The organism is Pantoea sp. GM_Pan_3, from assembly GCF_026541045.1.
GTDB classification, from domain to species: Bacteria; Pseudomonadota; Gammaproteobacteria; order Enterobacterales; family Enterobacteriaceae; genus Pantoea; species Pantoea anthophila.
The window spans coordinates 277,842-301,254 of sequence record NZ_JALNVA010000001.1; the positions used below are offsets into that span (position 1 = coordinate 277,842).

At 58.8% G+C, this 23,413-nt stretch carries 24 protein-coding genes and 1 other annotated feature; of the genes, 8 read left to right on the top strand and 16 right to left on the bottom strand.

The window, feature by feature from the left end:
- Nucleotides 1-26: 26 nt before the first annotated feature.
- From OXR04_RS01120 to hisL, 12 genes are all read right to left on the bottom strand, one after another.
- Complete coding sequence (locus tag OXR04_RS01120; protein WP_267371568.1) at nt 27-1,325, bottom strand: succinylglutamate desuccinylase/aspartoacylase family protein; 1,299 nt, start codon at nt 1,323-1,325, stop codon at nt 27-29.
- A 105-nt stretch (nt 1,326-1,430) separates the two neighbouring features.
- Nucleotides 1,431-2,222: an ABC transporter substrate-binding protein gene (locus OXR04_RS01125; RefSeq protein ID WP_267371565.1), complete on the bottom strand. Its 792-nt coding sequence runs from the start codon at nt 2,220-2,222 to the stop codon at nt 1,431-1,433.
- A 66-nt stretch (nt 2,223-2,288) separates the two neighbouring features.
- Entirely contained in the window at nt 2,289-2,765 is a 477-nt protein-coding gene (locus OXR04_RS01130; protein ID WP_058956675.1) for a YbaK/prolyl-tRNA synthetase associated domain-containing protein, read from the bottom strand.
- A gap of 114 nt (nt 2,766-2,879) precedes the next feature.
- Nucleotides 2,880-3,491, bottom strand: a complete 612-nt coding sequence (gene hisIE, locus OXR04_RS01135; RefSeq protein ID WP_009089305.1) for a bifunctional phosphoribosyl-AMP cyclohydrolase/phosphoribosyl-ATP diphosphatase HisIE — start codon at nt 3,489-3,491, stop codon at nt 2,880-2,882.
- Nucleotides 3,485-4,261 (bottom strand): imidazole glycerol phosphate synthase subunit HisF, encoded by a 777-nt coding sequence (hisF, locus tag OXR04_RS01140; RefSeq protein WP_009089307.1) that lies wholly within the window; start codon nt 4,259-4,261, stop codon nt 3,485-3,487. The genes hisIE and hisF overlap by 7 nt, the downstream gene beginning before the upstream one ends.
- Complete coding sequence (hisA, locus tag OXR04_RS01145; RefSeq protein ID WP_267371558.1) at nt 4,243-4,980, bottom strand: 1-(5-phosphoribosyl)-5-[(5-phosphoribosylamino)methylideneamino]imidazole-4-carboxamide isomerase; 738 nt, start codon at nt 4,978-4,980, stop codon at nt 4,243-4,245. The genes hisF and hisA overlap by 19 nt, the downstream gene beginning before the upstream one ends.
- Nucleotides 4,980-5,570 (bottom strand): imidazole glycerol phosphate synthase subunit HisH, encoded by a 591-nt coding sequence (hisH, locus tag OXR04_RS01150; RefSeq protein ID WP_111208232.1) that lies wholly within the window; start codon nt 5,568-5,570, stop codon nt 4,980-4,982. The genes hisA and hisH overlap by 1 nt, the downstream gene beginning before the upstream one ends.
- Nucleotides 5,570-6,637, bottom strand: a complete 1,068-nt coding sequence (gene hisB / locus OXR04_RS01155; RefSeq protein ID WP_009089312.1) for a bifunctional histidinol-phosphatase/imidazoleglycerol-phosphate dehydratase HisB — start codon at nt 6,635-6,637, stop codon at nt 5,570-5,572. The genes hisH and hisB overlap by 1 nt, the downstream gene beginning before the upstream one ends.
- Complete coding sequence (gene hisC, locus OXR04_RS01160) at nt 6,634-7,710, bottom strand: histidinol-phosphate transaminase (protein WP_267371555.1); 1,077 nt, start codon at nt 7,708-7,710, stop codon at nt 6,634-6,636. Before hisC ends, hisB begins: the two co-directional genes overlap by 4 nt.
- Nucleotides 7,707-9,011, bottom strand: coding sequence for a histidinol dehydrogenase (gene hisD / locus OXR04_RS01165; protein ID WP_267371552.1), 1,305 nt, complete (start codon nt 9,009-9,011; stop codon nt 7,707-7,709). Before hisD ends, hisC begins: the two co-directional genes overlap by 4 nt.
- Before the next feature lie 3 nt (nt 9,012-9,014).
- A complete protein-coding gene (gene hisG, locus OXR04_RS01170) occupies nt 9,015-9,914 on the bottom strand; it encodes an ATP phosphoribosyltransferase (protein ID WP_009089318.1) in 900 nt (299 codons plus the stop codon).
- Nucleotides 9,915-9,962: 48 nt separating this feature from the next.
- Nucleotides 9,963-10,083: a sequence feature (His leader region), on the bottom strand.
- A complete protein-coding gene (gene hisL / locus OXR04_RS01175; protein ID WP_100396937.1) occupies nt 10,059-10,106 on the bottom strand; it encodes a his operon leader peptide in 48 nt (15 codons plus the stop codon). (Overlaps the previous feature by 25 nt.)
- Before the next feature lie 179 nt (nt 10,107-10,285).
- On the opposite strand from hisL, the gene OXR04_RS01180 reads away from it, so the two are divergent.
- Nucleotides 10,286-11,113, top strand: coding sequence for an NAD-dependent epimerase/dehydratase family protein (locus OXR04_RS01180; RefSeq protein ID WP_140925580.1), 828 nt, complete (start codon nt 10,286-10,288; stop codon nt 11,111-11,113).
- A gap of 164 nt (nt 11,114-11,277) precedes the next feature.
- On the opposite strand, the gene OXR04_RS01185 is transcribed toward OXR04_RS01180, so the two are convergent.
- From OXR04_RS01185 to puuD, 3 genes are read right to left on the bottom strand one after another with little or no spacing between them, the layout of a single operon-like run.
- Nucleotides 11,278-12,555, bottom strand: a complete 1,278-nt coding sequence (locus OXR04_RS01185; protein WP_140029014.1) for an FAD-binding oxidoreductase — start codon at nt 12,553-12,555, stop codon at nt 11,278-11,280.
- A 19-nt stretch (nt 12,556-12,574) separates the two neighbouring features.
- Entirely contained in the window at nt 12,575-13,132 is a 558-nt protein-coding gene (gene puuR, locus OXR04_RS01190; RefSeq protein ID WP_267371546.1) for an HTH-type transcriptional regulator PuuR, read from the bottom strand.
- A complete protein-coding gene (gene puuD, locus OXR04_RS01195; protein ID WP_267371543.1) occupies nt 13,125-13,889 on the bottom strand; it encodes a gamma-glutamyl-gamma-aminobutyrate hydrolase in 765 nt (254 codons plus the stop codon). Before puuD ends, puuR begins: the two co-directional genes overlap by 8 nt.
- A 201-nt stretch (nt 13,890-14,090) precedes the next feature.
- Here puuD and OXR04_RS01200 point away from each other — a divergent pair, with 201 nt between their 5' ends.
- Nucleotides 14,091-15,509: a glutamine synthetase family protein gene (locus tag OXR04_RS01200; RefSeq protein ID WP_181161925.1), complete on the top strand. Its 1,419-nt coding sequence runs from the start codon at nt 14,091-14,093 to the stop codon at nt 15,507-15,509.
- A gap of 402 nt (nt 15,510-15,911) precedes the next feature.
- Nucleotides 15,912-17,270 (top strand): APC family permease, encoded by a 1,359-nt coding sequence (locus OXR04_RS01205; RefSeq protein WP_009089331.1) that lies wholly within the window; start codon nt 15,912-15,914, stop codon nt 17,268-17,270.
- A gap of 50 nt (nt 17,271-17,320) precedes the next feature.
- On the opposite strand, the gene ygbI is transcribed toward OXR04_RS01205, so the two are convergent.
- Nucleotides 17,321-18,082: a DNA-binding transcriptional repressor YgbI gene (ygbI, locus tag OXR04_RS01210; RefSeq protein WP_267371538.1), complete on the bottom strand. Its 762-nt coding sequence runs from the start codon at nt 18,080-18,082 to the stop codon at nt 17,321-17,323.
- 253 nt (nt 18,083-18,335) lie between these two features.
- Between ygbI and ltnD the strand changes: the two genes are divergently transcribed.
- From ltnD to OXR04_RS01235, 5 genes are all read left to right on the top strand, one after another.
- On the top strand, nt 18,336-19,241 hold the full coding sequence (gene ltnD / locus OXR04_RS01215) for an L-threonate dehydrogenase (RefSeq protein ID WP_267371536.1): 906 nt from the start codon (nt 18,336-18,338) through the stop codon (nt 19,239-19,241).
- On the top strand, nt 19,241-20,503 hold the full coding sequence (gene otnK, locus OXR04_RS01220; protein ID WP_276047068.1) for a 3-oxo-tetronate kinase: 1,263 nt from the start codon (nt 19,241-19,243) through the stop codon (nt 20,501-20,503). The genes ltnD and otnK overlap by 1 nt, the downstream gene beginning before the upstream one ends.
- Complete coding sequence (locus tag OXR04_RS01225; protein WP_267371531.1) at nt 20,496-21,140, top strand: aldolase; 645 nt, start codon at nt 20,496-20,498, stop codon at nt 21,138-21,140. Before otnK ends, OXR04_RS01225 begins: the two co-directional genes overlap by 8 nt.
- Complete coding sequence (locus tag OXR04_RS01230; RefSeq protein WP_265138934.1) at nt 21,140-21,925, top strand: HPr family phosphocarrier protein; 786 nt, start codon at nt 21,140-21,142, stop codon at nt 21,923-21,925. Before OXR04_RS01225 ends, OXR04_RS01230 begins: the two co-directional genes overlap by 1 nt.
- A 126-nt stretch (nt 21,926-22,051) precedes the next feature.
- Nucleotides 22,052-23,407, top strand: coding sequence for a GntP family transporter (locus OXR04_RS01235; protein ID WP_267371528.1), 1,356 nt, complete (start codon nt 22,052-22,054; stop codon nt 23,405-23,407).
- The last annotated feature ends 6 nt before the right edge of the window (nt 23,408-23,413 follow it).

Genomic DNA, 23,413 nt, shown 5'->3' on the forward strand with positions numbered 1-23,413 from the left:
AGGGCTTCCCTCGGGAAGCCCTTTTTTTATCCCACCAGTAAATCTCCGCTGCGAATCTCTTTCTCTCCCGCCAGCCTCACCACCAGCATACCTGCCGTGGCAAACCTCACCCAGTGCCGTGCATAGAGAATACCGCCATGCTCCGCCACCAGCGGGGTGATGTGGTCCGTCAGTGGATCGACAATCTCAGCCACCACCTCTCCCGGACGAATCTCTGCGCCCAGCGGTTTACGATGGAGGATTAATCCTGACACCGGCGAGTGAATATATTCACAGCCAGCCAGAGGTGTCGGCGGGTTTTTCAGGGCAGGGGAGGAGGCCGCAGAACCCTCACTATGGCGTTCTTTGATCACGCCAGTCTCTCCCGGCGCTTCAGCCGCATCGGGTACGGTTAAACCGATGGGGCCGTCATTGATGGCCACCACATCATCCCCGCCTGCGCTCGCCGGGACCAGCTCATCACCGCCAATAACGGGTGCGGCCACTTCCACCGAAATCGAAGGTTCGCTGTAGCCGATATAGCCCCCCTCCTGCAACGCTGAAATAATGGCATCCGCATCCTTTTCCGCCTGCTCAGGCGAGACATCACGAACGCCTCTCAACTCCAGCGTCACCGGCAGCAGCCCGCGTGGCATCGGATACGCTTTGCCAAACCGCTCCGCCAGCGTCAGCCAGGGTTCGCAGCAGGCTTCATCAAAGGGTTCGCCGCCGGAGATTTGCGCCAGCAACTGCACTTCACTGCCCAGCCAGCGTGCCAGCGGCTCAATATCCGGCCACGCATGCGGGGTGGTGTAGAGATGCGGTACGGCTTCCCAGTCGCAGTGCAGGTCAATCATCAGATCGGCCTGGCTGGCCATTCGCATCAGCGTGTAGCGCTGTGCATCCAGTTCGGTCTTAGGGACGGTATCGCGGTAGTGGCGATCGATCGCCTCGCGGATCAGGCTTCTGTTCTGCGATTCACTCTGGGTCAGGCTCTCAGCCAGCCCGGCCGCCAGGGTGGTGCCCAGTGAGGGGAAACGGCGATTAAAATCCTGACCGGAGAGGGTATGAAAACGTCCGAGGTGAGTGCCGTGCCAGTGCTGGCCCAGTGCCAGAGGATTGGCAACCGGCACCAGCGTAAAGGCGGCTTTGAGTTGCCCGGCGGATTCCAGCGCCTGCAGCCGCTGTTTCAGGAACCACGCCACCGCCATCCCCGGCAGTTCATCGCCGTGCAATGCCGCCTGGATATAGACCTGACGCTCATGATCCTGAGCAAAGTGAAAGCTGATGATTTCACGCTGGGTGCCTAAAGAGGCGCTTAACAGTGGATGATGTTGTTGATGCATACCGTGTTAATGTCCTTTAATCGGCAAAGGACGACAGCGCGCCGTCCCGAAAAGGTTAGAGTATAGTGCCGGATCGCGGTGAGGACGAAAATGGGGCCCGCGACACTACTGCTGAATAGAGATATCCGTGGCGAAGTAGCGCTTCTGAATCTCATCAAAGGTGCCGTTCTTTTTGATGTCGGCAAAGGCGTTATCCAGCGCGGTTTTCAGCTCAGTATCACCTTTGCGCAGGCCAATCGCCGTGCCGGGGCCGATGATCGGAGCCTGAATAATCGGACCGGCCAGCTCAAACGCTTTGCCCTGTGGCTGTTTGAGGAATCCGATAGCGGCCTGTGCCGCATCGGTAAAGACCGCGTCCAGCCGGCCTGAAACCAGATCGCTTTCTACCTGGGCCTGATCGCCATAAGGGACGACGGTCACACCATGAGGCTGCCATTTTGCCAGGGCATAGCGCTCCTGAACCGTTCCCTGTTGCACGCCGACCGTTTTCCCTTTCAGCGATTCAACGGTGGGCAGTATGCCTGCGCCTTTTCGGGCAATCAGTTGCGTATGGGTGTCGTAGAGCGGGACGGTGAAGTCAATCTGCTTCAGGCGCTCTTCCGTGATGCCCATATCTGACAGGATGGCATCAAACTTACGTGCTTTCAGCGCGGGGATCATGCCGTCAAACTGGCTTTCGACCCAGACGCATTTCGCCTGCATCTGTTTACAGAGTGCGTTGCCCAGATCAATGTCAAAGCCGACCAGCTTGCCCTGGGGCGTTTTCGATTCAAACGGCGGATAGGTCGGGTCAACCGCGAAACGCACCTGTTCAATTTTTGCCTGCGCGCCAAATGCACAGCCTGCCAGAAGGGTGAGAGCCAGCGTCTGACGCAGGCGTTGAGTGAAAATGTTCATGATTTTGCTCTTATTCTGTCGTGATGAGTGATTATGCAGAGTATCGCCGGGCTGCCGGGATGGCAATTATTGCGTTATCTCTATCACGTCAGCCTTGCACAGCGCCCGGTAGTCTTCGGTGTTCAGGATCACTGAGCGCTCCAGCAGACCGGCGTTAAATGCGATCTCCGGATAACGTTCAAACAGCGCGGGGTCCACAATCAGTCGGAGGTCGGGATGAAAGCTGAACGGCGGTATCGCCCCGAATACGCAGCCGGTCAGTTGGTCGGTTTCTGCCGGACTGGCCAGTGACGCGCGTCGTCCGCCCACCGCGTCGGCAACCTTATTCAGATCGGCCTGCCGATCGGCGGGTAACACGGCCAGCACATGCTGTTTAACGCCGTTGCCTTTGACATGACAGACCAGCGCTTTCGCGCCCTGACCGATTTCGGTGCCGCGTATTGCCGCGACGGCTTCACATTTACCGGTCGCCTCATGCTCCATCAGGCGATAGCGCGCCTGATGCTGGTCGAGAAGGGCGATTAACTTTTCATGGGTGGTCATGGTCTTCTCCCGGGTAGATGGGCGGTGTTCACGAAGGGGGAGCGGTGCAGGATGTGAGAAGAATCCTGCTCAGAATCCGCATAAAAACGGTATTCTGAGCAGGTTATTGCACATTTACTGATGGCGGTCGCGCAGGTTATTGATCACCGTGCTGAAGTCGAGATCCTGATCCTGCAACAGCACCATCAGATGATAGACCAGGTCTGAGGCTTCATTGGTGAGCTCATGCCGGTCATTGACGGTTGCCGCCAGCGCGGTTTCCACCCCTTCTTCACCCACTTTCTGCGCGATACGCTTGGTGCCGCTGGCGTAGAGGCGGGCGGTGTAAGAGCTCTCCGGATCGGCTGTCTTACGGGAAGCGAGCAGTTGCTCCAGCTGATAAAGGAAGGTCCACTCCGGTGCCGCGGGGGAGAAGCAGCTGCTGGTGCCCAGATGGCAGGTCGGGCCAATCGGATTGGCCAGGATCAGCAGCGTGTCGTTGTCGCAGTCTGGCGTAATGCTCACTACCTGCAGAAAGTTGCCGGAGGTTTCACCTTTGGTCCATAAACGGTTTTTGGTACGGGAGAAAAAGGTGACGTTGCCTTCAGCCAGCGTTTTTTCCAGTGCCGCCGGATTCATGTAGCCATGCATCAGGACTTCGCCTGAGACATTGTGCTGCACGATGACCGGCATCATGCCCTCTGTTTTGTCCCAGTCGAGCTGAGCCTGTTGTTGTTCGGTTAGCACGCGCGAATCTCCACTCCGTTGTCGATCAGGAAGCTCTTCAGCTCACCGATATTAATAATCTGCTTATGGAATACCGAGGCGGCCAGCGCCCCATCAACATTGGCTTCGGTAAAGGCTTCCAGGAAGTGCTGCATCGTACCTGCGCCGCCAGAGGCGATCAGCGGCACCTTGCAGACATCCCGCATTTTCTTCAGCTGCACCAGGTCATAGCCATTACGCACGCCATCCTGATTCATCATATTCAGCACGATTTCACCCGCGCCCAGCTTCTGCACTTCCTGCACCCACTCCAGCGTTTCCCACTGGGTCACGCGGGTGCGCGCTTCGTCACCGGTGTACTGATTAACCTGATATTTGCCGCTGCTCTCATCGAACCAGGTGTCGATCCCGACCACAATACACTGCACGCCGAAACGATCCGCGAGGCGGGTGATCAGCGTCGGGTCAGCCAGCGCCGGTGAGTTGATCGAAATCTTATCCGCACCAAATTCCAGGATACGCGCCGCGTCTTCCGGGGTTTTGATACCGCCCGCCACGCAGAACGGAATATCGATGACTTCCGCTACCCGCGACACCCAGCTCTTGTCTACGACCCGGCCATCGGAGGAGGCGGTGATGTCATAGAACACCAGTTCGTCGGCCCCTTCGGCAGCATAGCGCTGGGCCAGCGGCACGATGTCACCGATGATCTCGTGGTTACGAAACTGTACGCCTTTGACCACCTGGCCGTCACGCACATCGAGGCAGGGAATTATCCGTTTTGCCAGCATGAGATCGCCTCCGAAACAGTGAATTTATCTTCCAGCAGCGCACGACCGACAATGACGCCCTGAACACCGCTGCCGCGCAGGGCGGCGATATCATTAAGTTCGCCAATGCCGCCAGAAGACTGGAAGGCGATGGACGGGAAGCGTGCGGTCACTTCCTGATAGAGGGCGACGTTGGAGCCAGTGAGGGTGCCATCACGGGAGATATCCGTGCAGAGCACGTGCTTCAGTCCCACCTGCTGGAAATCGGTAATCACCTCTTCCAGCATCACGCCGGCCGCTTCCTGCCAGCCGCTGATGGCCACTTCTTTACGGTTACTGGCGTCGATACGCACATCCAGCGCCAGCACGATCGCCTCAGCGCCAAACTCGGCAAACCACCGTTTGACCTCTTCCGGCTGTTTGATGGCGGTGGAACCCACCACCACACGACTGGCACCGGCTTCCAGCAGGGCGTGCACATCGTCACGGCTGCGGATGCCTCCACCGACCTGCACCGTCACATCCACCCCTTCCAGCAGGGTTTTCAGCAGGGAGATCTGACGCTTCGCCGGATCTTTCGCGCCGGTCAAATCCACCAGATGCAGAACGGTTGCGCCCTGACGAACGTAATCCTGCAGACGCGGCAGCGGGTCACTGCCGTAATCGCGCTGCTGCCCATAATCGCCCTGATGCAGACGAACGACTTTGCCGTCAATTAAATCTAACGCGGGGATAATCATTACATCTCCAGGAAATTTTTCAGCAACTGTGCGCCCGCTTTGCCCGAACGCTCCGGGTGGAACTGGACGCCGAAGAAGTTATCCTTCTGCACCGCTGCGGTGAAGGCTTCGCCGTAGTGACACTGTGCGATGGTGCTGGCGTTGACCGGCATGGCGTAGCTGTGAACAAAGTAGAAATAGCTGCCATCGTCGATGCCGCGGAACAGGTGATTGCCCGCCTGCGCGGTAATCTGGTTCCAGCCCATGTGCGGCAGCGGCAGACCCTGCGTGTCCATCAACGAAACCGGTTCATCAATAATGCCCAGCGTCGGCACACCGCCGTTTTCATCGCTGCCGCGTCCCAGCAGCTGCATCCCCAGACAGATCCCCAGCACCGGCTGGGTACAGGCTTTCACCAGATCGATCAGGTCACGCTCTTCCAGCTGCGTCATCGCCGCCTTCGCGGTGCCAACGCCCGGCAGAAACAGTTTGTCGGCGCGCAGGACCACATCAGGATCGCGGCTGACTTCCGGGCGGTAGCCCAGACGTTCAATCGCCCATTTCACTGAGGAGAGGTTGGCGCACCCGGTATCCATGATCACCACGTTCATCACAGCACTCCTTTCGAACTCGGCAGGGTATTACCCTCTACGCGAATCGCCTGGCGCAGCGTACGACCAAAGGCTTTGAACAGGCTCTCGACACGGTGATGGTCGTTCTTGCCTTTGGTTTTGAGATGCAGGGTGCTCATCATGGCGTAAGAGAGCGAGCTGAAGAAGTGCTCGACCATCTCGGTGCTGAGGTCACCCACACGCTGGTAGTTGAACTCGGCTTTGAACTCGATGTGCGGACGGCCGGAGATATCGAGCGCACAGCGCGCCAGGCATTCGTCCATCGGCAGCACGAAGCCAAAACGGCCAATACCGCGTTTGTCGCCCAGTGCTTTAAGCAGCGCTTCCCCCAGGGCCAGACCGGTATCTTCCACCGTGTGGTGATCGTCAATGTAGAGATCACCTTTCACTTCAATGTGCATGCGGAAACCGCCGTGCACCGCAATCTGGTCCAGCATGTGGTCGAAGAAGCCCACGCCGGTATTGATCTTACTGCCGCCTTCGCGGTCCAGCCACAGTTCAACCCGAACCTGCGTCTCTTTGGTGTTGCGCTGCACCAGCGCATGGCGGTCGCGCTGGGTCAGGCGTTGCTGGATGGTCTGCCAGCTCTGGCCATCTGCGCCGTAGCGGATAGCCTGAATGCCCATATTCTCCGCCAGCTGAACGTCAGTCAGGCGATCGCCGATGACGTAGCTGTTGGCGGTATCGAGCGCGCCCTCCGCCAGCCAGGCTTCCACCATTCTGGTTTTCGGCTTGCGGCAGTCGCAGTGGTCGTCAGGCATATGCGGGCAGATCAGCACATCATCAAACGCGATACCCTGTGAGGTCAGTACCTGCATCATCAGATTGTGCGGGCCATCGAAGTCCGCCTGCGGGAAACTGGCGGTGCCCAGACCATCCTGATTGGTGATCATCACCAGCCGATAACCGGCGGCCTGCAGCGCCAGCAGCGCCGGAATAACGTCTGGCTCAAACGCCAGCTTATCCAGTCGGTCAACCTGATAATCTTCAGGCGGCTCAGAGATGAGGGTGCCATCGCGGTCAATAAAAAGGGTCTTCTGGCTCATGCTTGCTCCACAGAAAAGGCTTGCAGCGCGGCGATCACTCGTTCGCACTCTTCACGCGTGCCGATGGAGATGCGCAGGCATCCCGACAGGCCTGGGTTTTTGTTTTGATCACGCAGGATAATGCCCTGATCCCATAAGGTTTTGAAGACTTTAGGCGAATCGGTAAAGCGCGCCAGCACATAGTTGGTTTCACTGGGGAAAACCTGCTCCACGCAGCTGAGCTGAGCCAGTGCCTCCAGCAGCCAGCCGCGACTGGCATTCAGTTGCGCCACATGCTCACGCATCAGGGCGATACCCTGCTCGCTGAGTGCCTGACCCGCAACGTCGGCCACGGGCGTCGCCAGCGGGTAGGGGGCAATGACCTTCATCAGCAGGTCGATCACCGGCTTATTCGCCAGCGCAAAGCCACAACGCAGGCCTGCCAGCGCAAAGGCTTTCGAGAGCGTACGCAGGATCACCAGATGCGGATAATCCTTGAGCCATCCGGTCAGGGTCGCCTGCGGGCAGAACTCAATATAAGCCTCATCGGCCACGACCAGCGCTTTTCCGGCGGTCATCGCCAGCAGCTGACGGATATCCTCCTGATTGATTAGGTTGCCGGTCGGGTTGTTGGGGCTGCAGAGATAAACGACTTTCACGCCTTCCAGCTGCTCTGCAATCGCGGGCAGGTTCAGCTGCCAGCCGTCCAGCGCGGGAACGGTGCGGTATTCGATGCCGATGGTTTCGGCGCTGACGCTGTACATGCCATAGGTCGGTGGACAGAACAGAATCGCATCATGACCCGGCTCACAGAAGGCGCGCATGATCAGTTCAATGGCTTCATCCGCGCCGCGGCTCACCAGCACCTGCTCGGGGGTTAAGCCTGCGTAGGCGGCGTAGCGCTCAATCACGATTTTCGGCTGACACTCGGGATAGCGGTTCAGCGTCTGCTGCGACAGCTCAAACGGCACCGGCAGCGGAAACTCGTTGGCGTTAAGCCAGACATCGCCGTTACCACCCAGACGACGCGCCGACATATAGGGGGTCAGAGCGCGCACATTGGCGCGCGCCAGCTGCTCAATATCCTGACTCATGCTTGCTCCTTCAGTGCGGCAACGCGCAGGGTGACGGCATTCCTGTGGGCATCCAGCTGCTCAGCGGCGGCCAGGGTTTCAATCGTCGCGGCCAGGTTCAGGAAACCCTGCGGCGTCAGCTCCTGCACCGTCATGCGTTTCTGAAAATCGGCCAGTCCCAGGCTGGAACAGGTCGCGGTGTAACCGTAAGTTGGCAGGACGTGGTTAGTGCCTGACGCGTAATCCCCCGCCGACTCCGGCGACCAGTCGCCCAGAAAGACGGAACCGGCGCTGGTGATGGTGTCCACCAGTTCGCGCGGCTGACGGGTCTGCAGAATCAGGTGCTCCGGGCCGTAGAGGTTAGAAATCGCCACGCACTCTTCAAGGTCACGCGCCACGATCAGGCGACTGCTCTCCAGCGCCTGACGGGCGGTGGCTGCACGCGGAAGCTGTGCCAGCTGCTGTTCAACCGCGTCCGCAACTGCCTCAGCCAGCTTCAGGGAAGGCGTCAGCAGAATCACCTGTGAGTCGGGGCCGTGCTCCGCCTGTGAAAGCAGATCAGAGGCGACAAACGCGGGCGTCGCCCCCTCATCGGCGATCACCAGCACTTCAGAGGGGCCTGCCGGCATATCGATTGCCGCGCCATCCAGGCGCTGACTCACCTGACGTTTTGCCTCGGTGACCCACGCGTTGCCCGGACCAAAAATTTTGTCCACGCGCGGCACCGTTTCCGTGCCGAAAGCCATGGCGGCAATAGCCTGCGCGCCGCCCACCTGAAAGACCTCTTCAACACCACACAGCTGCGCGGCATAAAGGATCTCATCGGCAATCGGCGGAGGTGAACAGAGCACCACGCGCCCGCATCCGGCGATGCGTGCCGGGGTTGCCAGCATCAGCACGGTTGAGAAGAGCGGGGCGGAACCGCCGGGGATATAGAGCCCGACCGATTTTACCGGACGGGTAATCTGCTGGCAGCGCACGCCGGGCTGTGTTTCCACATCCACGGGCGGCAGGATCTGGGCATTGTGGAAGGTTTCGATATTCTTCACCGCCACAGCCATCGCCTGCTTCAGCGCGTCACTCAGACGGACGCTGGCTTCTGCGATTTGCTGCGGGGTCACGCGCAGATGGTCAACCTGCGCCTTGTCGAACCGGGCGCTGAACTGGCGCAGCGCTTCATCACCACCGGACTTCACCTGCTCCAGGACGTCGCGCACCGTCTGTGTGACGTTGTCAGAGGCGGCAATCGCAGGACGTAACAGCAGCGCCTGCTGCTGTTCCGGGGTGCACTGCTGCCATTCAATCGGGGTAGAAAAGGCCATGGCTTACTCCATCATCTTCTCAATTGGCAGCACCAGAATTGAACTGGCACCCAGTGACTTCAGTTTTTCCATCGTTTCCCAGAACAGGGTTTCGCTGCTGACCATGTGCATCGCCACGCGGCTGACATCACCCGCCAGCGGCAGAACGGTCGGGCGCTCTGCGCCAGGCAGCAGGCTGATCACCTCTTCCAGGCGCTCACTCGGCGCGTGCAGCATGATGTACTTCGATTCGCGCGCTTTGATCACGCCCTGAATACGGGTCATCATCTTGTCAATCAGCTCCTGCTTGGCGGCAGGCATCTCGCCATCGCGCTGAATCAGGACGGCTTTTGAACGATAGATCACTTCCACTTCACGCAGGCCATTGGCCTCCAGCGTGGCCCCGGTGGAGACCAGGTCGCAGATGGCGTCAGCCAGACCGGCGCGGGTCGCAACTTCAACGGAACCGTTCAGCATACAGGTTTTGAAGCTGACGCCTTTTTTATCGAGGTACTGCTTTAACAGGTGCGGATAGGAGGTGGCGATACGGGCGTTGTCGAGGCACTGCGGACCGGTGTACTCGTCATCGGTTCCCATCGCCAGCGACAGGCGGCAGCCGCCGAAGTCGAGGCGGCGCAGGGTAAAATAACGCGGGTCTTCACCCTGCGCCCGGCGTGAGAGTAACTCCTCTTCCAGCACGTTCTCACCGATGATGCCTAAATCGACCACGCCATCCATGACCAGGCCAGGAATATCGTCATCGCGCACGCGCAGGATGTCGATGGGCATGTTCTCCGCAAACGCAATCAGGCGCTGTTGCTGAAGGTTGATTTTAACGCCGCAGCGCGCCAGCAGTTCGCGTGAATCATCACTTAAACGGCCAGATTTCTGCATAGCTATGCGTAAACGGGTGTTATCTAACATGGTTCCTGTCCTCTTAATCCTGTCCTGAATGTGTGATTACGTCAGCCCATAAAAAAACCCCCGGAAGACGATCTTCCGGGGGTTCTCTTGCGTTCGCACCACTGGAAGATCTTGAAAGTCTTCCAGCACCAATCGCCTGAAAGACTAGTCAGGATGATGGTGGTGGTGATGGTTAAACTGAACGCGTGTCATAATAATCTCGTCGATGAATGAGTATTCATTTGTGGGGTTTAACCTAGCGAAGATGCGTGCCGTTGGCAACACTTTTTTATAGACCCGGTTCGGAAAGCACTGAAACAGGTTGTCCTGGTTTGCAATCCGGGGGCAAACTACGGTGAAGTCAGGGTGGATGTTTTACGTCAGGAGTCAATATGAAGAAGGTCGCGATTGTGGGACTGGGCTGGTTGGGCATGCCGCTGGCCACGGCGTTAACGGCGCGGGGCTGGCAGGTGACAGGCAGTAAAACTACCCCGGACGGTGTTGAGGCGGCCCGCCGCTGCGGCATTGAGGCCTTTCAGCTGGAGCTGACGCCTGAGCTGGTGTGTGATGCCGCCGATATCGAACCGCTGTTCAATGTTGATGCGCTGATCGTTACGCTGCCCGCCAGCCGCACAGCAGAAGGGGGCGAGGCCTATCTGCAGGCGGTGCAGAATGTGGTCGACACCGCGCTGGTTTACAGGGTGCCACGCATTATCTTTACCAGCTCCACCTCTGTGTATGGCAGCAGCTCCGGGCCTAAGCGGGAAAACAGCCCGCTGAACGCCGAAACCGTCGCCGGAAAGACGCTGGTGAAACTGGAAAACTGGCTGCACGATCTGCCTGGCACCAGCGTCGATGTGGTTCGTCTGGCGGGGCTGGTCGGGCCAAAACGCCATCCGGGACGCTTCCTGGCGGGGAAACAGGATGTGGCTAATGGTTCGCAGGGCGTCAATCTGGTGCACCTCGACGATGTGGTTGAGGCGATTACGCTGCTGCTGCAGTCGCCGAAAGGAGGCCGCACCTATAACCTCTGTGCGCTGAAGCACCCCTCACGCGACACCTTTTACCCGGCGGTGACGCGCCAGCTTGGGCTGCAGCCGCCTCAGTTCGCGCCCGAGGCAGTGAAAGAAACCGGTAAGCTGATTGACGGGTCGCGTATCTGCAGCGAGCTGGGGTTTGAGTATCGCTATGACGATCCGGTGAAGATGCCGCTGGAGTAGGGCGCTGAACACCGTTTTGCGGGAGCCGGCTGCTCCCGCTGCATCTTCTCCTGTTCTGACTGCTTTGTAGTTACAACATACTATTAGCAGGATTTAGGGGAAAAACCGTGCCCGTCTGAAATCCGGTAGTTCAGTCGGGCAGGCAGCGGTGACCGTCACTTACCTCACACCCCCAATCTGTCCCGCAGCGCATACCACACCGCGCCCATCGCCGTCAGCGGCACCTTAAAGCGTCTGCCGCCGGGGAAGGGCAGATGCGGCAGGCGGGCAAAGGCGTCAAAACGCTCAGCATCGCCGCGTAAAACTTCACTGATCAGCTTGCCGGAGAGATGGGTGCAGGTCACGCCATGACCGCTGTCACCCTGCATGAAATAGACATTGTTCTCCAGCCGGCCAAACTGCGGCATGCGCGAGAGCGTCAGCAGGAAATTGCCGCTCCAGCTAAAGTCTAGCCTGACGTTCTGCAATTGAGGGAAGGTGCGGCGCAGTTTGGGACGGATCAACGCTTCAATATCTGCCGGTTCCCGTGCCCCATAGACCACGCCACCGCCATAGAGCAGCCGGTTATCCGCCGTCAGACGAAAATAATCCAGCAGGTAGTTACAATCTTCCACGCAGTAGTTGTTCGGCAGCAGCGACAACGCCTGATCGGGTGAGAGCGGCTCGGTAACCACAATCTGTGAACCGCACGGCATGCTTTTCCTGCTCAGTCGCGGCTCAAGCTGCGGCGAGAGATAGGCGTTACCGGCGAAGATGACAAAGGTGGCGCTGACCTCACCGTGGGCGGTTTTTACCCGATTCGGTGAGCCATAAACCACCTTCAGGGCCGCAGACTGTTCGTAGATGCGTCCGCCATGTCGCCGTATCGCTTCCGCTTCGCCCAGCGCCAGGTTCAGGGGGTGCAGATGGCCGCCGCGCCGGTCCAGCAGCCCGCCGACATAACGTTCGGTCGCCACTTCGCGGCGGATCCCCCGTTCATCGAGCAGCTCCAGATCGTGATTGCCATACTGCTGCCACAGGGTTTTCTGTTTCTGCAGATGTGCCATCTGGCGTGCGTTCAGGGCGGCAAAGATGCCGCCGGGCCGGTAATCGCAGTCAATCGCGTAACGATCAATGCGATCGCGGATGATCGCTGCGCCTTCAAACATCATGCTGCCCAGCATGCGGGCGCTCTCTTTGCCGTAGCGCTGCTCAATCACATCCACGTCGCGGCTGTAGGAGTTGACCACCTGGCCGCCGTTACGTCCGCTGGCACCAAAGCCGATGCGTGCGGCTTCCAGCACGACCACGTCATAGCCAACTTCGGTCAGATGCAGCGCCGCAGAGAGGCCGGTAAAGCCGCCGCCAATAATGCAGACGTCACACTGGATGCTCTCCTGCAGCGTCGGCCAGGGTTCATGGGCATTGGCGGTTGCCGCGTAATAACTCTCCACATAATTCATAACAACCTCCTGAATGCGCCTAAAAGTTAGCGGGCGTGTGGGCACTGACGATGCGACAGGGGATATCGGCACTGTTGGTGAAGCTGTGCGGTAAGCCGGTATCAATCACATAACTCTCTCCGGCAGAGAGATGAAAGCGCTGCCCGTTGATCATCAGGATAATTTCACCCTCCAGCAGCGTACCGGTCTCTTCACCAGGATGACGCAGCTTCTCACCGGTACTGGCACCGGGCTGGTAAGTTTCCAGCAGCATCCCCAGCGAACGCTGGGCTTTACCGTTGTCGATCAGTTTCAGCGAGACCCCCTGACTGCCAATCTCCAGCAGTTCGCCGGGCCGGACGATAATTTTCGGCTCTGCATCCGGCCTGGGATCGGAGAAGAACTCCGACAGGGAGAGGCCATAGACCTTCAGCAGTTTCTGCAGGGTGCTGACCGCCGGGCTGACCTTATCCTGTTCGATGGTGCTGATGGCGCTGTGGGTCAATCCGGCCAGCTCAGCCACCCGGCGCTGCGACAGCCCCAGCGTCTGCCGGATCTCCGCCAGCCGCCGTCCCGGTGCCAGCGTGGCATCATTCATCGTCTTTTCCCCTGTGATAACGAATGGCAGCCTGTATAAATCCGCTGAACAGCGCCTGCGATCCCGGCGTCGTTTCCGGTTGCCATTCGGGATGCCACTGCACCGCCAGGGCGAAAGGGTGATGACGCAGGCTCACGGCTTCGACCAGACCATCGGCTGCGCGTGCTTCGATGCGCAGCTGCGGTCCCGGCTCGCGGATGCCCTGATGATGCAGAGAATTGACCTCCAGGGTGCTGTCGGCAAACAGCGTCGCCAGTACGCCGTCCGGTTCGACGGTCACCTGATGCACCGGCGCATACTGCTCAGCCAGGGGGCGCGTCTCATCTTCATGATGACGCTGAACGTCAGGCCGGGCGCTGAGATCCCGCCACAGGCTGCCGCCATTCGCCACCACCAGCTCCTGCAGTCCCCGGCAGATGCCAAACATCGGCATTTTGTGGCTGGTGGCCCAGGTGATCAGCTGAAAGGCGAGGCGGTCACGACCCGGATCGGCGTGCGGCTCCTCACCGGCCTCGCCATAGTGCCAGGGTTCGATATTGCTGGGACTGCCGGTCAGCAGCAGACCATCCAGCACAGCCATAGCATTTTCTAATAGATGAGGGGCGTTAATCAGACTGTGGGGCAGGGCGAGCGGTACGCCTCCTGCCTGAACGAGTGCATCGCAATATTTGTTATGCACCGTCTGAGTCGGATGACCGCCGGTATCCTTCTGGCACATCACTACGCCAATCAACGGCTTGTCAAAAATAATGCCCATCTCACGTCCTCGCTTCGCTGTTCGAAATATCTACCGAAAGGGCACGTCTGGCGGTTAATTGTTCAATATTTTTTCAATCTAGCAATCTGCTGTTTGTTCTTCAAACAGATTTGTTACATTTGCACACTTTTTATGTTGGCGCTATGTTAGTGGTGTGGCCGTTATTTTGAGCATTACGCAAACCTTACAGGGGCGGGTGAGATCATGACTAACCTGGTAGAAGTGGAAGACTTCACGCTTCACAGTGAAGAGAAACGAACCAGCGCGTTCCAGCTTGAGGTGAAAACCTGGCTGGAGCGCCATCCTGAAACGCAGTATGTCGACATCCTGTTAAATGATTTAAATGGTGTGTTTCGCGGCAAGCGTATTCCGGTCTCCGCGCTGCCCAAACTGGAAAAAGGGTGTTATTTCCCCGCCTCGGTATTCGCCATGGATATCCTCGGCAATACGGTGGAAGAAGCGGGACTTGGCCAGTCACTGGGCGAACCCGACAATCTCTGCCTGCCGGTCAGCGGCACCTTAGTTCCCTCCGCCTCCGATCCTCAACACATTGCGCAGCTGCTGTTAACCATGTGCAACCAAGATGGCACTCCCTTTGACGTTGAACCCCGAAATGTCCTCAACCGGTTGTGGCAACAGCTGCGCAACCGAGGCCTCTTTCCGGTGGTAGCGGTAGAGCTGGAGTTCTATCTGGTTGACAAAAAGCGCGATGCTGAAGGGTTCATCCAGCCGCCCTGTGCGCCGGGCAGTGATGAACGCAACATGCAGAGCCAGGTTTATTCGGTCGATAATCTCGACCACTTTGCGGATGTGCTGCGTGATATTGACGATCTGGCGCGTCAGCAGGGGATACCGGCCGATGGCGCACTGGCGGAAGCCTCGCCCGGACAGTTTGAAATCAACCTGCATCATACCCGCGACGTGCTGCGCGCCTGCGACCATGCGGTGCAGCTTAAGCGGCTGATCCGGCAGGTGGCGGAGAACCACGGTATGACCGCCACCTTTATGGCTAAGCCCTATGAAGAGTATGCGGGCAGCGGGATGCATGTGCACATCAGCATGCTGGATGCCGCCGATCATAACGCCTTCGCCTGTGACGACGGCAGTGATTCGCCGCTGATGAAGCGGGCGCTGGCTGGCATGATCGACCTGATGCCCGCGTCGATGGCACTGCTGGCGCCCAACGTGAATGCCTATCGCCGCTTTGTGCCGGATGCGTATGTGCCGTTACAGGCCTCATGGGGCCATAACAATCGCACCGTCGCGCTGCGTGTGCCGTGTGGGGATATCGACAACCATCGCATTGAGTATCGGGTGGCCGGGGCGGATGCCAACCCCTATCTGGTGGTTTCTGCTATTCTTGCCGGTATGCTGCACGGACTGGATACGCAACTGCCGCTGCCGCAGCCGGTGACCGGCAATGGGCATCATGCGGAAGGCCTGGCCCTGCCGATCCGGCAGAGCGATGCCCTGTATGAATTTGACAGCAGCTATCCGCTGCAGAAGTTACTCGGCGAACGCTTTGCCAGCGTCTGGCACAGCTGCAAACACCATGAGCTGATGCAGTTTGAACGGCTGATCACCGCCACGGAAATTGACTGGATGCTGAAAAATGCCTGACCGGGGCGTTAATCGCTAATCTGAATTGCTTTTTTTGCTTATGATGCCCCGACGGCTTGAATTTCTGCCCGTGGTTGGGCAGAATACGCGGCCTGCAAAATCAGACGATAACCGACGCTTTAAGCGCCGGTTATTTTTTTGCATTCAGTTTTAACAGAGCATTTTTGCTGACTTAACCGAGGCCGGGCACGCACCCGGATAGATAAACACTGAAAACACGCACACGCGTGAGATTGAGGATTACAAAGATGGGGATGTTTACCACACTGCCAGTCAATGCTGGCACGCGTTTTCGTGATGATTACGGCGCCGCGTTAACCGCTAACCCTACTCCCTGTCGCTTAATGCGCAGTTGCCCTGTGACCCAGCCCAGCCAGGTTGTCGCACATGGGGGACTGAAGCATGTCGCTTAATACCTCCGCCGCACCGCAGCGTGCGCAACTCAAAAAAACGCTAACGTTACTTCCGGTCGTCATGATGGGCTTAGCCTACATGCAGCCTATGACCCTGTTCGATACCTTTGGTATTGTTTCTGGTCTGACCGATGGTCACGTTGCCACTGCTTATGCTTTCGCGCTGATTGCGATTCTGTTCACTGCCGTGAGCTACGGTAAGCTGGTACGCCGCTTCCCCTCTGCGGGCTCCGCTTATACCTACGCTCAGAAGGCAATCAGTCCGCACGTCGGTTTTATGGTTGGCTGGTCATCTCTGCTGGACTACCTGTTCATGCCGATGATCAACATCCTGCTGGCAAAAAACTACTTTGAGTCGCTGGTGCCCGGCATCCCGTCGTGGATTTTTGTGGTACTGCTGGTCGGTTTCATGACGCTCTCTAACCTCAAGGGCATCAAAACTGTCGCCAACTTCAACAGCGTCATTGTGGTGCTGCAGGTTGTTGTCATGCTCGGTATCACCGGCATGGTGATCTACGGTGTGGCAAGCGGCGTGGGTTCGGGCACTCTGGTGAGCAGCAGACCGTTCTGGTCTGAGAATGCGCACGTGGTGCCGATGATTACCGGTGCGACGATCCTCTGCTTCTCGTTCCTCGGCTTTGACGGTATCAGTTCGCTGTCGGAAGAGACCAAAGATGCAGAACGCACCATCCCGCGCGCGATTTTCCTGACGGCGCTGATCGGTGGTGTGATCTTTATCGCGGCATCCTATTTCCTGCAGCTCTACTTCCCGGACATCAGCCGTTTCCAGGACCCGGACTCGTCACAGCCTGAAATCATGCTGTTCGTCGCCGGTAAAGCGCTGCAGGTCGGCATCCTGATCTTCTCGGTGGTCACGGTGCTGGCATCCGGTATGGCGGCGCATGCGGGCGTTTCGCGCCTGATGTATGTCATGGGTCGTGATGGCGTGTTCCCGGAGCGTTTCTTCGGTTACATCCATCCAAAATGGCGTACCCCGTCGCTCAACGTGCTGCTGGTGGGCGCGATTGCGCTGATGGCGATTAACTTCGACCTGGTCACGGCGACGGCGCTGATCAACTTCGGTGCGCTGGTGGCGTTTACCTTTGTGAACCTGTCGGTGATCGCGCAGTTCTGGATCCGTGAGAAGCGTAACCGCACGCTGAAAGATCACGTTCAGTATCTGCTGCTGCCGCTGCTCGGTGCGCTGACGGTCGGTGCGCTATGGGTGAACCTGGAAGAGAGTTCTATGGTGCTGGGCCTGATCTGGGCCGCCATCGGGATTATCTACCTGGCCTTCGTGACCCGCAGCTTCCGTAATCCGGTGCCGCAGTTCAGCGAAGAGATTTAATCGCGACGACGTTGCCGCCTTTCCGGCTCTTCCGGGAAGGCGGCAATAACCTAACCTGCCAGTACCAGCTCCCAGCTCCCCGCCTTTAACTGTTCCAGCGCCGCTTCACTCAACTTTTTGTCGGTAATGATCTGATCAAACCTCTCCAGCGGCAACGCCAGAAATGTCGCTATCCGGCTGTACTTCGAACTGTCACTGAGCAGCACGCGCTTACTGCTCACCTCGCTGACCGCCTGCTTCACGGTGACCTTATCTTCATCGGGCGTAAACAGGCCTCGCGGCCCCCAGCAGGAGGCGGAGATAAACGCGATATCAATCGCCAGATGACGCAGGCTTCTTGCTGCCGATTCGCCGACGCAGGAGCGGTTTTCCCGGCAGACCGTTCCGCCGGTGTGGATCACTCTGCACTGACTGCCCTCCATCAACAGATTCGCGACCATGAAATCGTTGGTCACCACCAGTAAATCATCACGATCCACTACCTCTCTCGCCAGGGCCAGCATGGTGGTGCCGGCATCCAGATAGATGCAGCTATTGCGGGGAATATGCCGGGCGGCGGCGCGGCCAATCGCATATTTCTCATCGTTAAAGAGGGTACTTTTGGTGAGATGTGAAGGCTCAGCCGCCAGCCGATCGGCAGTGCGTACGCCGCCGGAGACTGACAGCACCGCACCCTGTTCCTCCAGTTTCTGCACATCACGACGTATCGTCATGTGTGAGACCCCCAGCCGCTCCGTCAGCTCGGCAATGCTCACCACGCCACGATCGGCCACCAGTGCAAGAATCTGTTGATGACGTTCAACCGGAATCATACCTGCTCCTGCTATTTACCATTTTTTCACATTGTAGAGTATTTCACGGTTTATCAGAACAGATAATCACAGGGTCAGGGCTGAGAGTATGTTCAGATTCCCAGACAGAACACGGAAGCCCGACCGTGTTAAAAATTGTTCTCTGACGAAGCTATGATGTTTTTTGTGAGACGTGACACATTTTCAGTCGCCGGATGCTGGCACGATTAACAGTAACAAACAAATAATCACTTAATTTAACAGGGGGCGTAACGTGCCAGCAAAGAACATCTGTGTTATCGGGTTAGGATCCATGGGCATGGGGGCTGCACAATCCTGCCTGCGCGCCGGTCTCAACACCTGGGGCGTCGATTTAAATCCGGCCGCACTTGAGACGTTGCGCCGGGCAGGTGCGCGCGATGCGCAGCCCTCGGCATCTGCCTTTGCTGACCAGCTCGATGCTGTTTTGCTGCTGGTGGTCAATGCACAGCAGGTGAACGCGGTTCTGTTTGGTGAAAATGGCCTGGCGGCAAAGCTGCGTCCGGGGACCGTGGTGATGGTCTCATCCACGCTGTCAGCCAGCGACGCGCAGCAGATTGAGCAGCAGCTGGCGCAATATCAGCTGCTGATGCTCGATGCACCGGTCTCCGGCGGGGCTGCCAAAGCCGCCAGCGGTGAGATGACGGTCATGGCGTCCGGCAGTGAGGCGGCGTTTAGCCAGCTGCAACCGTTACTGGATGCGGTCGCGGCCAAAGTCTATCGCGTGGGCAGTGAGATCGGGGCGGGCTCCACCGTCAAAATCATCCATCAGCTGCTGGCAGGCGTTCACATCGCGGTGGGAGCAGAAGCGATGGCGCTGGCGGCACGGGCAGGCATTCCACTGGAAACCATGTATGAGGTGGTCACCCATGCTGCGGGTAATTCATGGATGTTCGAGAACCGTATGAAGCATGTGGTAGACGGTGACTACAGCCCGAAATCGGCTGTCGATATCTTTGTGAAAGATCTTAACCTGGTGGCCGACACCGCCAAAGCACTGCATTTTCCGCTGCCGCTGGCTTCCACCGCGCTTACTATGTTCACCGAAGCCAGCAACGCCGGTTATGGTCGTGAGGATGACAGCGCCGTGATCAAGATCTTCAGCGGCATAACGCTGCCGCAGGCGAAGGAGGAGGGATGATGCGTCTTGGTGTAATCGCAGATGATTTTACTGGTGCCACCGACATTGCCAGCTTTCTGGTGCAGAACGGGCTGAGCACCATTCAGTTCAACGGCATTCCCGCCGGTGAAATCGCCACCGATGCCCAGGCAATGGTTATCAGCCTGAAGAGTCGCTCCTGTCCGGCAGAGCAGGCGGTTGCTCAATCGCTGGCTGCGCTGGCATGGTTGCAGCAGCAGGGCTGCCAGCGCTTCTACTTTAAATATTGCTCCACCTTCGACAGCACCGCCCAGGGCAATATTGGTCCGGTGACCGATGCCCTGATGAAGGCGCTGGGTGAGACGCAGACCGTTATCTGTCCGGCTCTGCCGGTCAATGGCCGCACGGTCTATCAGGGCCATCTGTTTGTTGGTGACCAGCTGCTGTCGGAGTCGGGGATGCGCCATCATCCGGTTACGCCCATGCGCGAGAGCAACCTGCTGCGTCTGATGACGTCACAGGCGACGGGCAAAGCCGGACTGATCGCGGCCACGCAGGTCGACCAGGGTGCCGACTCCGTCCGGCAGGCGATGCATCAGCTGGCAAAGCAGGGCGTCAGCTACGTGGTGATCGACACGCTGCATCACCAGCATCTGCTGACGCTGGGCGCGGCCCTCAGCGATCTGCGGCTGGTGACCGGCGGTTCCGGGCTGGCTATCGGTCTGGCGCGGCAGTGGGCGAGAGCCGGGGCGGATGCTCAGGCAGAGCAGGCAGGGCGTCCGCAGGGTGGGCGCGCCGTGGTGCTGTCCGGCTCCTGTTCGCAGATGACCTGCCGGCAGGTCAGCCTCTATCGCCAGCAGGCACCGGCCTGCGAAGTACAGGTCGAACCCTGCCTGCAGGGTGTGGATGAGTATGCCCGCCAGCTCTGTGACTGGACAGAAGCCAACAGCCAGCACTCTCTGGCTCCGCTGCTTTATGCCACCACCGACGCACAGCAGCTGCAGGCGATCCAGCAGCGCTATGGTGCGCAGCGCAGCAGTGAGGCCGTTGAGCAGCTGTTTGCCGCCGTGACGCGGGAGCTGAAACGGCGCGGCTGGCAGTGCTTTATTGTGGCCGGGGGAGAAACCTCCGGTGTGGTAGCCCAGACGCTGGGCGTGACCGCCTTTCACATCGGCCCGACAATTTCGCCGGGCGTGCCCTGGGTGCGTGATATCCACCAGCCGCTCTCTCTGGCACTGAAGTCGGGGAATTTTGGCGACGAAAACTTTTTCCGCCGCGCGCAAACGGAGTTTACCTATGACTAAATCTTTCTCTTTAACTGAGCAGCAGGCGCGTGATGAGATGGTGCGGCTGGGGGCCTCATTTTTTCAGCGCGGCTATGCCACCGGTTCGGCGGGCAACCTCTCCCTGCTACTTGAAGACGGTAATCTGCTGGCGACGCCGACCGGCTCGTGCCTCGGCGAGTTACAGGCTGATCGGCTGGCAAAAGTGACGCCGGAGGGGGAGTGGCTCTCTGGCGACAAACCCTCCAAAGAGATCGCTTTCCACCGCGCGCTCTACCTGAATAATCCCGACTGCCGGGCGGTGGTGCACCTGCACAGCCACTACCTGACGGCGCTCTCCTGTCTGCAGGGGCTGGACACGGACAACTGTATCCGGCCGTTCACCCCCTATGTGGTGATGCGTGTCGGGGATGTGCCGGTCGTGCCCTATTATAAGCCCGGCGATGGGCGACTGGCGGAGGATCTGGCACGGCTGGCCCCCCGCTATCGCGCCTTTTTGCTGGCGAATCATGGCCCGGTGGTGGTGGGAAAATCACTGCAGGAAGCCGCCGATAACACGGAAGAACTGGAAGAGACGGCCCGGTTAATCTTTACGCTGGGTGACCGGCCCATTCGTTATCTCAATGCTGCCGAAGTGGCGGAATTAAGGAGCCGATAATGCCAAAGTTTGCTGCTAACCTGACCACCCTGTTTACGGAATTGCCGTTCGCGGAGCGCTTCGCGGCGGCGGCTGACGCGGGCTTCCGCGCCGTAGAGTTTATGTTTCCCTATGACTATCCCGCCAGCCAGATCAAAACGTGGCTGGATGAGCATCAGCTACAGCTCGTGCTCTTTAATACCGCCCCCGGCAACGTCGCAGCGGGTGAGTGGGGCGTCACCGCCATTCCTGGCCGGGAAGCGGATGCCAGAGCAGACATCGATCGCGCCCTGAGCTATGCGCTGGCGCTGAACTGCCCGCAGGTGCATGTCATGGCGGCCACCGTGCCGCCGGGTGCTGACCGTCAGCACTATGCCGACACCTTCATTCACAACATGCGTTATGCCGCGGAGCGCTTCGCGCCCCACGGCATCAACCTGCTGATTGAAGCCCTGAATCCGACCACCAAACCGGGGTATCTCTACGCCAGCCAGTATCAGACGCTGGAGATGGCAGAACAGATCGATCGCCCTAACGTCTTTACTCAGCTCGACCTTTTCCACGCACAACGTGTGGATGGCAATCTCACGCATCTGATTCGTCACTATGCCGGGCGCTATGCCCACGTGCAGATCGCCTCAGCACCGGACCGTCATGAGCCGGATGAGGGTGAAATCCATTATCCGTACCTCTTCTCGCTGCTGGATGAAGTCGGCTATAGCGGCTGGGTGGGCTGCGAGTATATCCCGCGCGGTCGCACTACCGAGGGGCTGGGCTGGTTTGCGCCCTGGAAGATAAAAGCCTGATTTAACGCGCTGTAAAAAACCGGTGTTCCGGCACCGGCAGGGAGCGGCTTGCCCTTTTTCCGGCCCTGCACCTGCTCTCCCTGTACCCCGATAACCTAAAAAATATAAACATTTCTGAGGCTTACTATGTCCACCGCACTGCTGTTAGCCATAGCGACCGCCAGCATTGTGATCCTGTTGCTGCTGGTGATCAAAGCTAGAGTCCATCCGTTTGTCGCCCTGTTAATTGTCAGTCTGCTGGTGGCGATCGCCACAGGCATCCCGGCCGAAAAAATCATGGAGACGATTGTTACCGGTATGGGCGGGCTGCTCGGTCACATCACCATTATTATCGTTCTCGGTGCCATGCTCGGCGCGATCATCGAAGCCTCTGGGGGCGCCGAGTCGCTGGCGCAGCGTTTCAGTAAGACGCTGGGGTTAAAACGGACCGTGGCGGCCCTGACCATGGCGGCTTTTATCCTCGGAATCCCGGTCTTTTTTGAAGTGGGCTTCATCATTGTTATCCCGCTGATCTATGGATTTACCAAAGTGGCGCGGGTCTCACCCCTGAAGTTTGGCCTGCCGATGGCGGGCGTGATGCTGACGGTGCACGTGGCGCTGCCGACCCATCCCGGTGCCGCCGCCGCCGCGGGGATCCTGCACACCGACATGGGCTGGCTGATGATGCTGGGTATCGCCATTTCGATTCCGGTCGGGATCATCGGCTACTACGTGGCGAAGGTGATGAACCGTCGCCACTATCATCTGTCAGTGGACGTGCTCGAACAGCTGCAGATGGCAAAACCCGAGGGACAGGAAAAGAAGAATGAGCCCGCACCGCCTGGCGCGCTGACCATCAGCGGGCTGATTGTGGTGCCGATTGTCCTGATTGTGCTGGGCACGCTGTTCCACACCCTGATGGATGAGGGCAATCTGCTGCGGAGCGTGATGACCGTAATCGGTACCCCACCCATTGCTCTGCTGATTGCCCTGGGGCTGGCGGCCTGGCTGCTGGGGGTACGCCGTGGCTGGAGCAAAGATAAGCTGGAAGACCTGACCGGCCGGGCGATCCCCACGTCCGCCAGTGTGATACTGGTGGCGGGTGCCGGTGGCGCTTTCGGCAAAGTGCTGGTGGAGTCGGGCGTCGGCAAAGCGCTGGCGGTCACGCTTGAGACGCTGCATCTGCCGCTGGTGCCTGCTGCGTTCATCCTGTCGCTGGCGCTGCGTGCGTCACAGGGCTCCGCCACCGTGGCGATCCTGACAACCAGCGGATTGCTGACGCAGGCGGTGACCGGCGTATCGGACATGCAGCGGGTACTGGTGACGCTGGCGGCCTGCTTTGGCGGGCTGGGACTGTCACATGTCAATGACGCAGGTTTCTGGGTGGTGACGCGCTATCTCGGGCTGTCAGTGGCTGACGGCCTGCGCACCTGGACGGTACTGACCACCTTAATGGGGCTGAGCGGTTTCGCCCTGACCTGGCTGGCGTGGACGCTGCTGTAATCCACG

Excerpts from the sequence above, each read along its gene's own strand:
- OXR04_RS01120 (WP_267371568.1), bottom strand. The coding sequence starts at position 1,325 with ATGCATCAACAACATCATCCACTGTTAAGCGCCTCTTTAGGCACCCAG.
- OXR04_RS01125 (WP_267371565.1), bottom strand. The coding sequence starts at position 2,222 with ATGAACATTTTCACTCAACGCCTGCGTCAGACGCTGGCTCTCACCCTT.
- OXR04_RS01130 (WP_058956675.1), bottom strand. The coding sequence starts at position 2,765 with ATGACCACCCATGAAAAGTTAATCGCCCTTCTCGACCAGCATCAGGCG.
- hisF (WP_009089307.1), bottom strand. The coding sequence starts at position 4,261 with ATGCTGGCAAAACGGATAATTCCCTGCCTCGATGTGCGTGACGGCCAG.
- hisA (WP_267371558.1), bottom strand. The coding sequence starts at position 4,980 with ATGATTATCCCCGCGTTAGATTTAATTGACGGCAAAGTCGTTCGTCTG.
- hisH (WP_111208232.1), bottom strand. The coding sequence starts at position 5,570 with ATGAACGTGGTGATCATGGATACCGGGTGCGCCAACCTCTCCTCAGTG.
- hisB (WP_009089312.1), bottom strand. The coding sequence starts at position 6,637 with ATGAGCCAGAAGACCCTTTTTATTGACCGCGATGGCACCCTCATCTCT.
- hisC (WP_267371555.1), bottom strand. The coding sequence starts at position 7,710 with ATGAGTCAGGATATTGAGCAGCTGGCGCGCGCCAATGTGCGCGCTCTG.
- hisD (WP_267371552.1), bottom strand. The coding sequence starts at position 9,011 with ATGGCCTTTTCTACCCCGATTGAATGGCAGCAGTGCACCCCGGAACAG.
- hisG (WP_009089318.1), bottom strand. The coding sequence starts at position 9,914 with ATGTTAGATAACACCCGTTTACGCATAGCTATGCAGAAATCTGGCCGT.
- OXR04_RS01180 (WP_140925580.1), top strand. The coding sequence starts at position 10,286 with ATGAAGAAGGTCGCGATTGTGGGACTGGGCTGGTTGGGCATGCCGCTG.
- OXR04_RS01185 (WP_140029014.1), bottom strand. The coding sequence starts at position 12,555 with ATGAATTATGTGGAGAGTTATTACGCGGCAACCGCCAATGCCCATGAA.
- puuR (WP_267371546.1), bottom strand. The coding sequence starts at position 13,132 with ATGAATGATGCCACGCTGGCACCGGGACGGCGGCTGGCGGAGATCCGG.
- puuD (WP_267371543.1), bottom strand. The coding sequence starts at position 13,889 with ATGGGCATTATTTTTGACAAGCCGTTGATTGGCGTAGTGATGTGCCAG.
- OXR04_RS01205 (WP_009089331.1), top strand. The coding sequence starts at position 15,912 with ATGTCGCTTAATACCTCCGCCGCACCGCAGCGTGCGCAACTCAAAAAA.
- ygbI (WP_267371538.1), bottom strand. The coding sequence starts at position 18,082 with ATGATTCCGGTTGAACGTCATCAACAGATTCTTGCACTGGTGGCCGAT.
- otnK (WP_276047068.1), top strand. The coding sequence starts at position 19,241 with ATGCGTCTTGGTGTAATCGCAGATGATTTTACTGGTGCCACCGACATT.
- OXR04_RS01225 (WP_267371531.1), top strand. The coding sequence starts at position 20,496 with ATGACTAAATCTTTCTCTTTAACTGAGCAGCAGGCGCGTGATGAGATG.
- OXR04_RS01230 (WP_265138934.1), top strand. The coding sequence starts at position 21,140 with ATGCCAAAGTTTGCTGCTAACCTGACCACCCTGTTTACGGAATTGCCG.
- OXR04_RS01235 (WP_267371528.1), top strand. The coding sequence starts at position 22,052 with ATGTCCACCGCACTGCTGTTAGCCATAGCGACCGCCAGCATTGTGATC.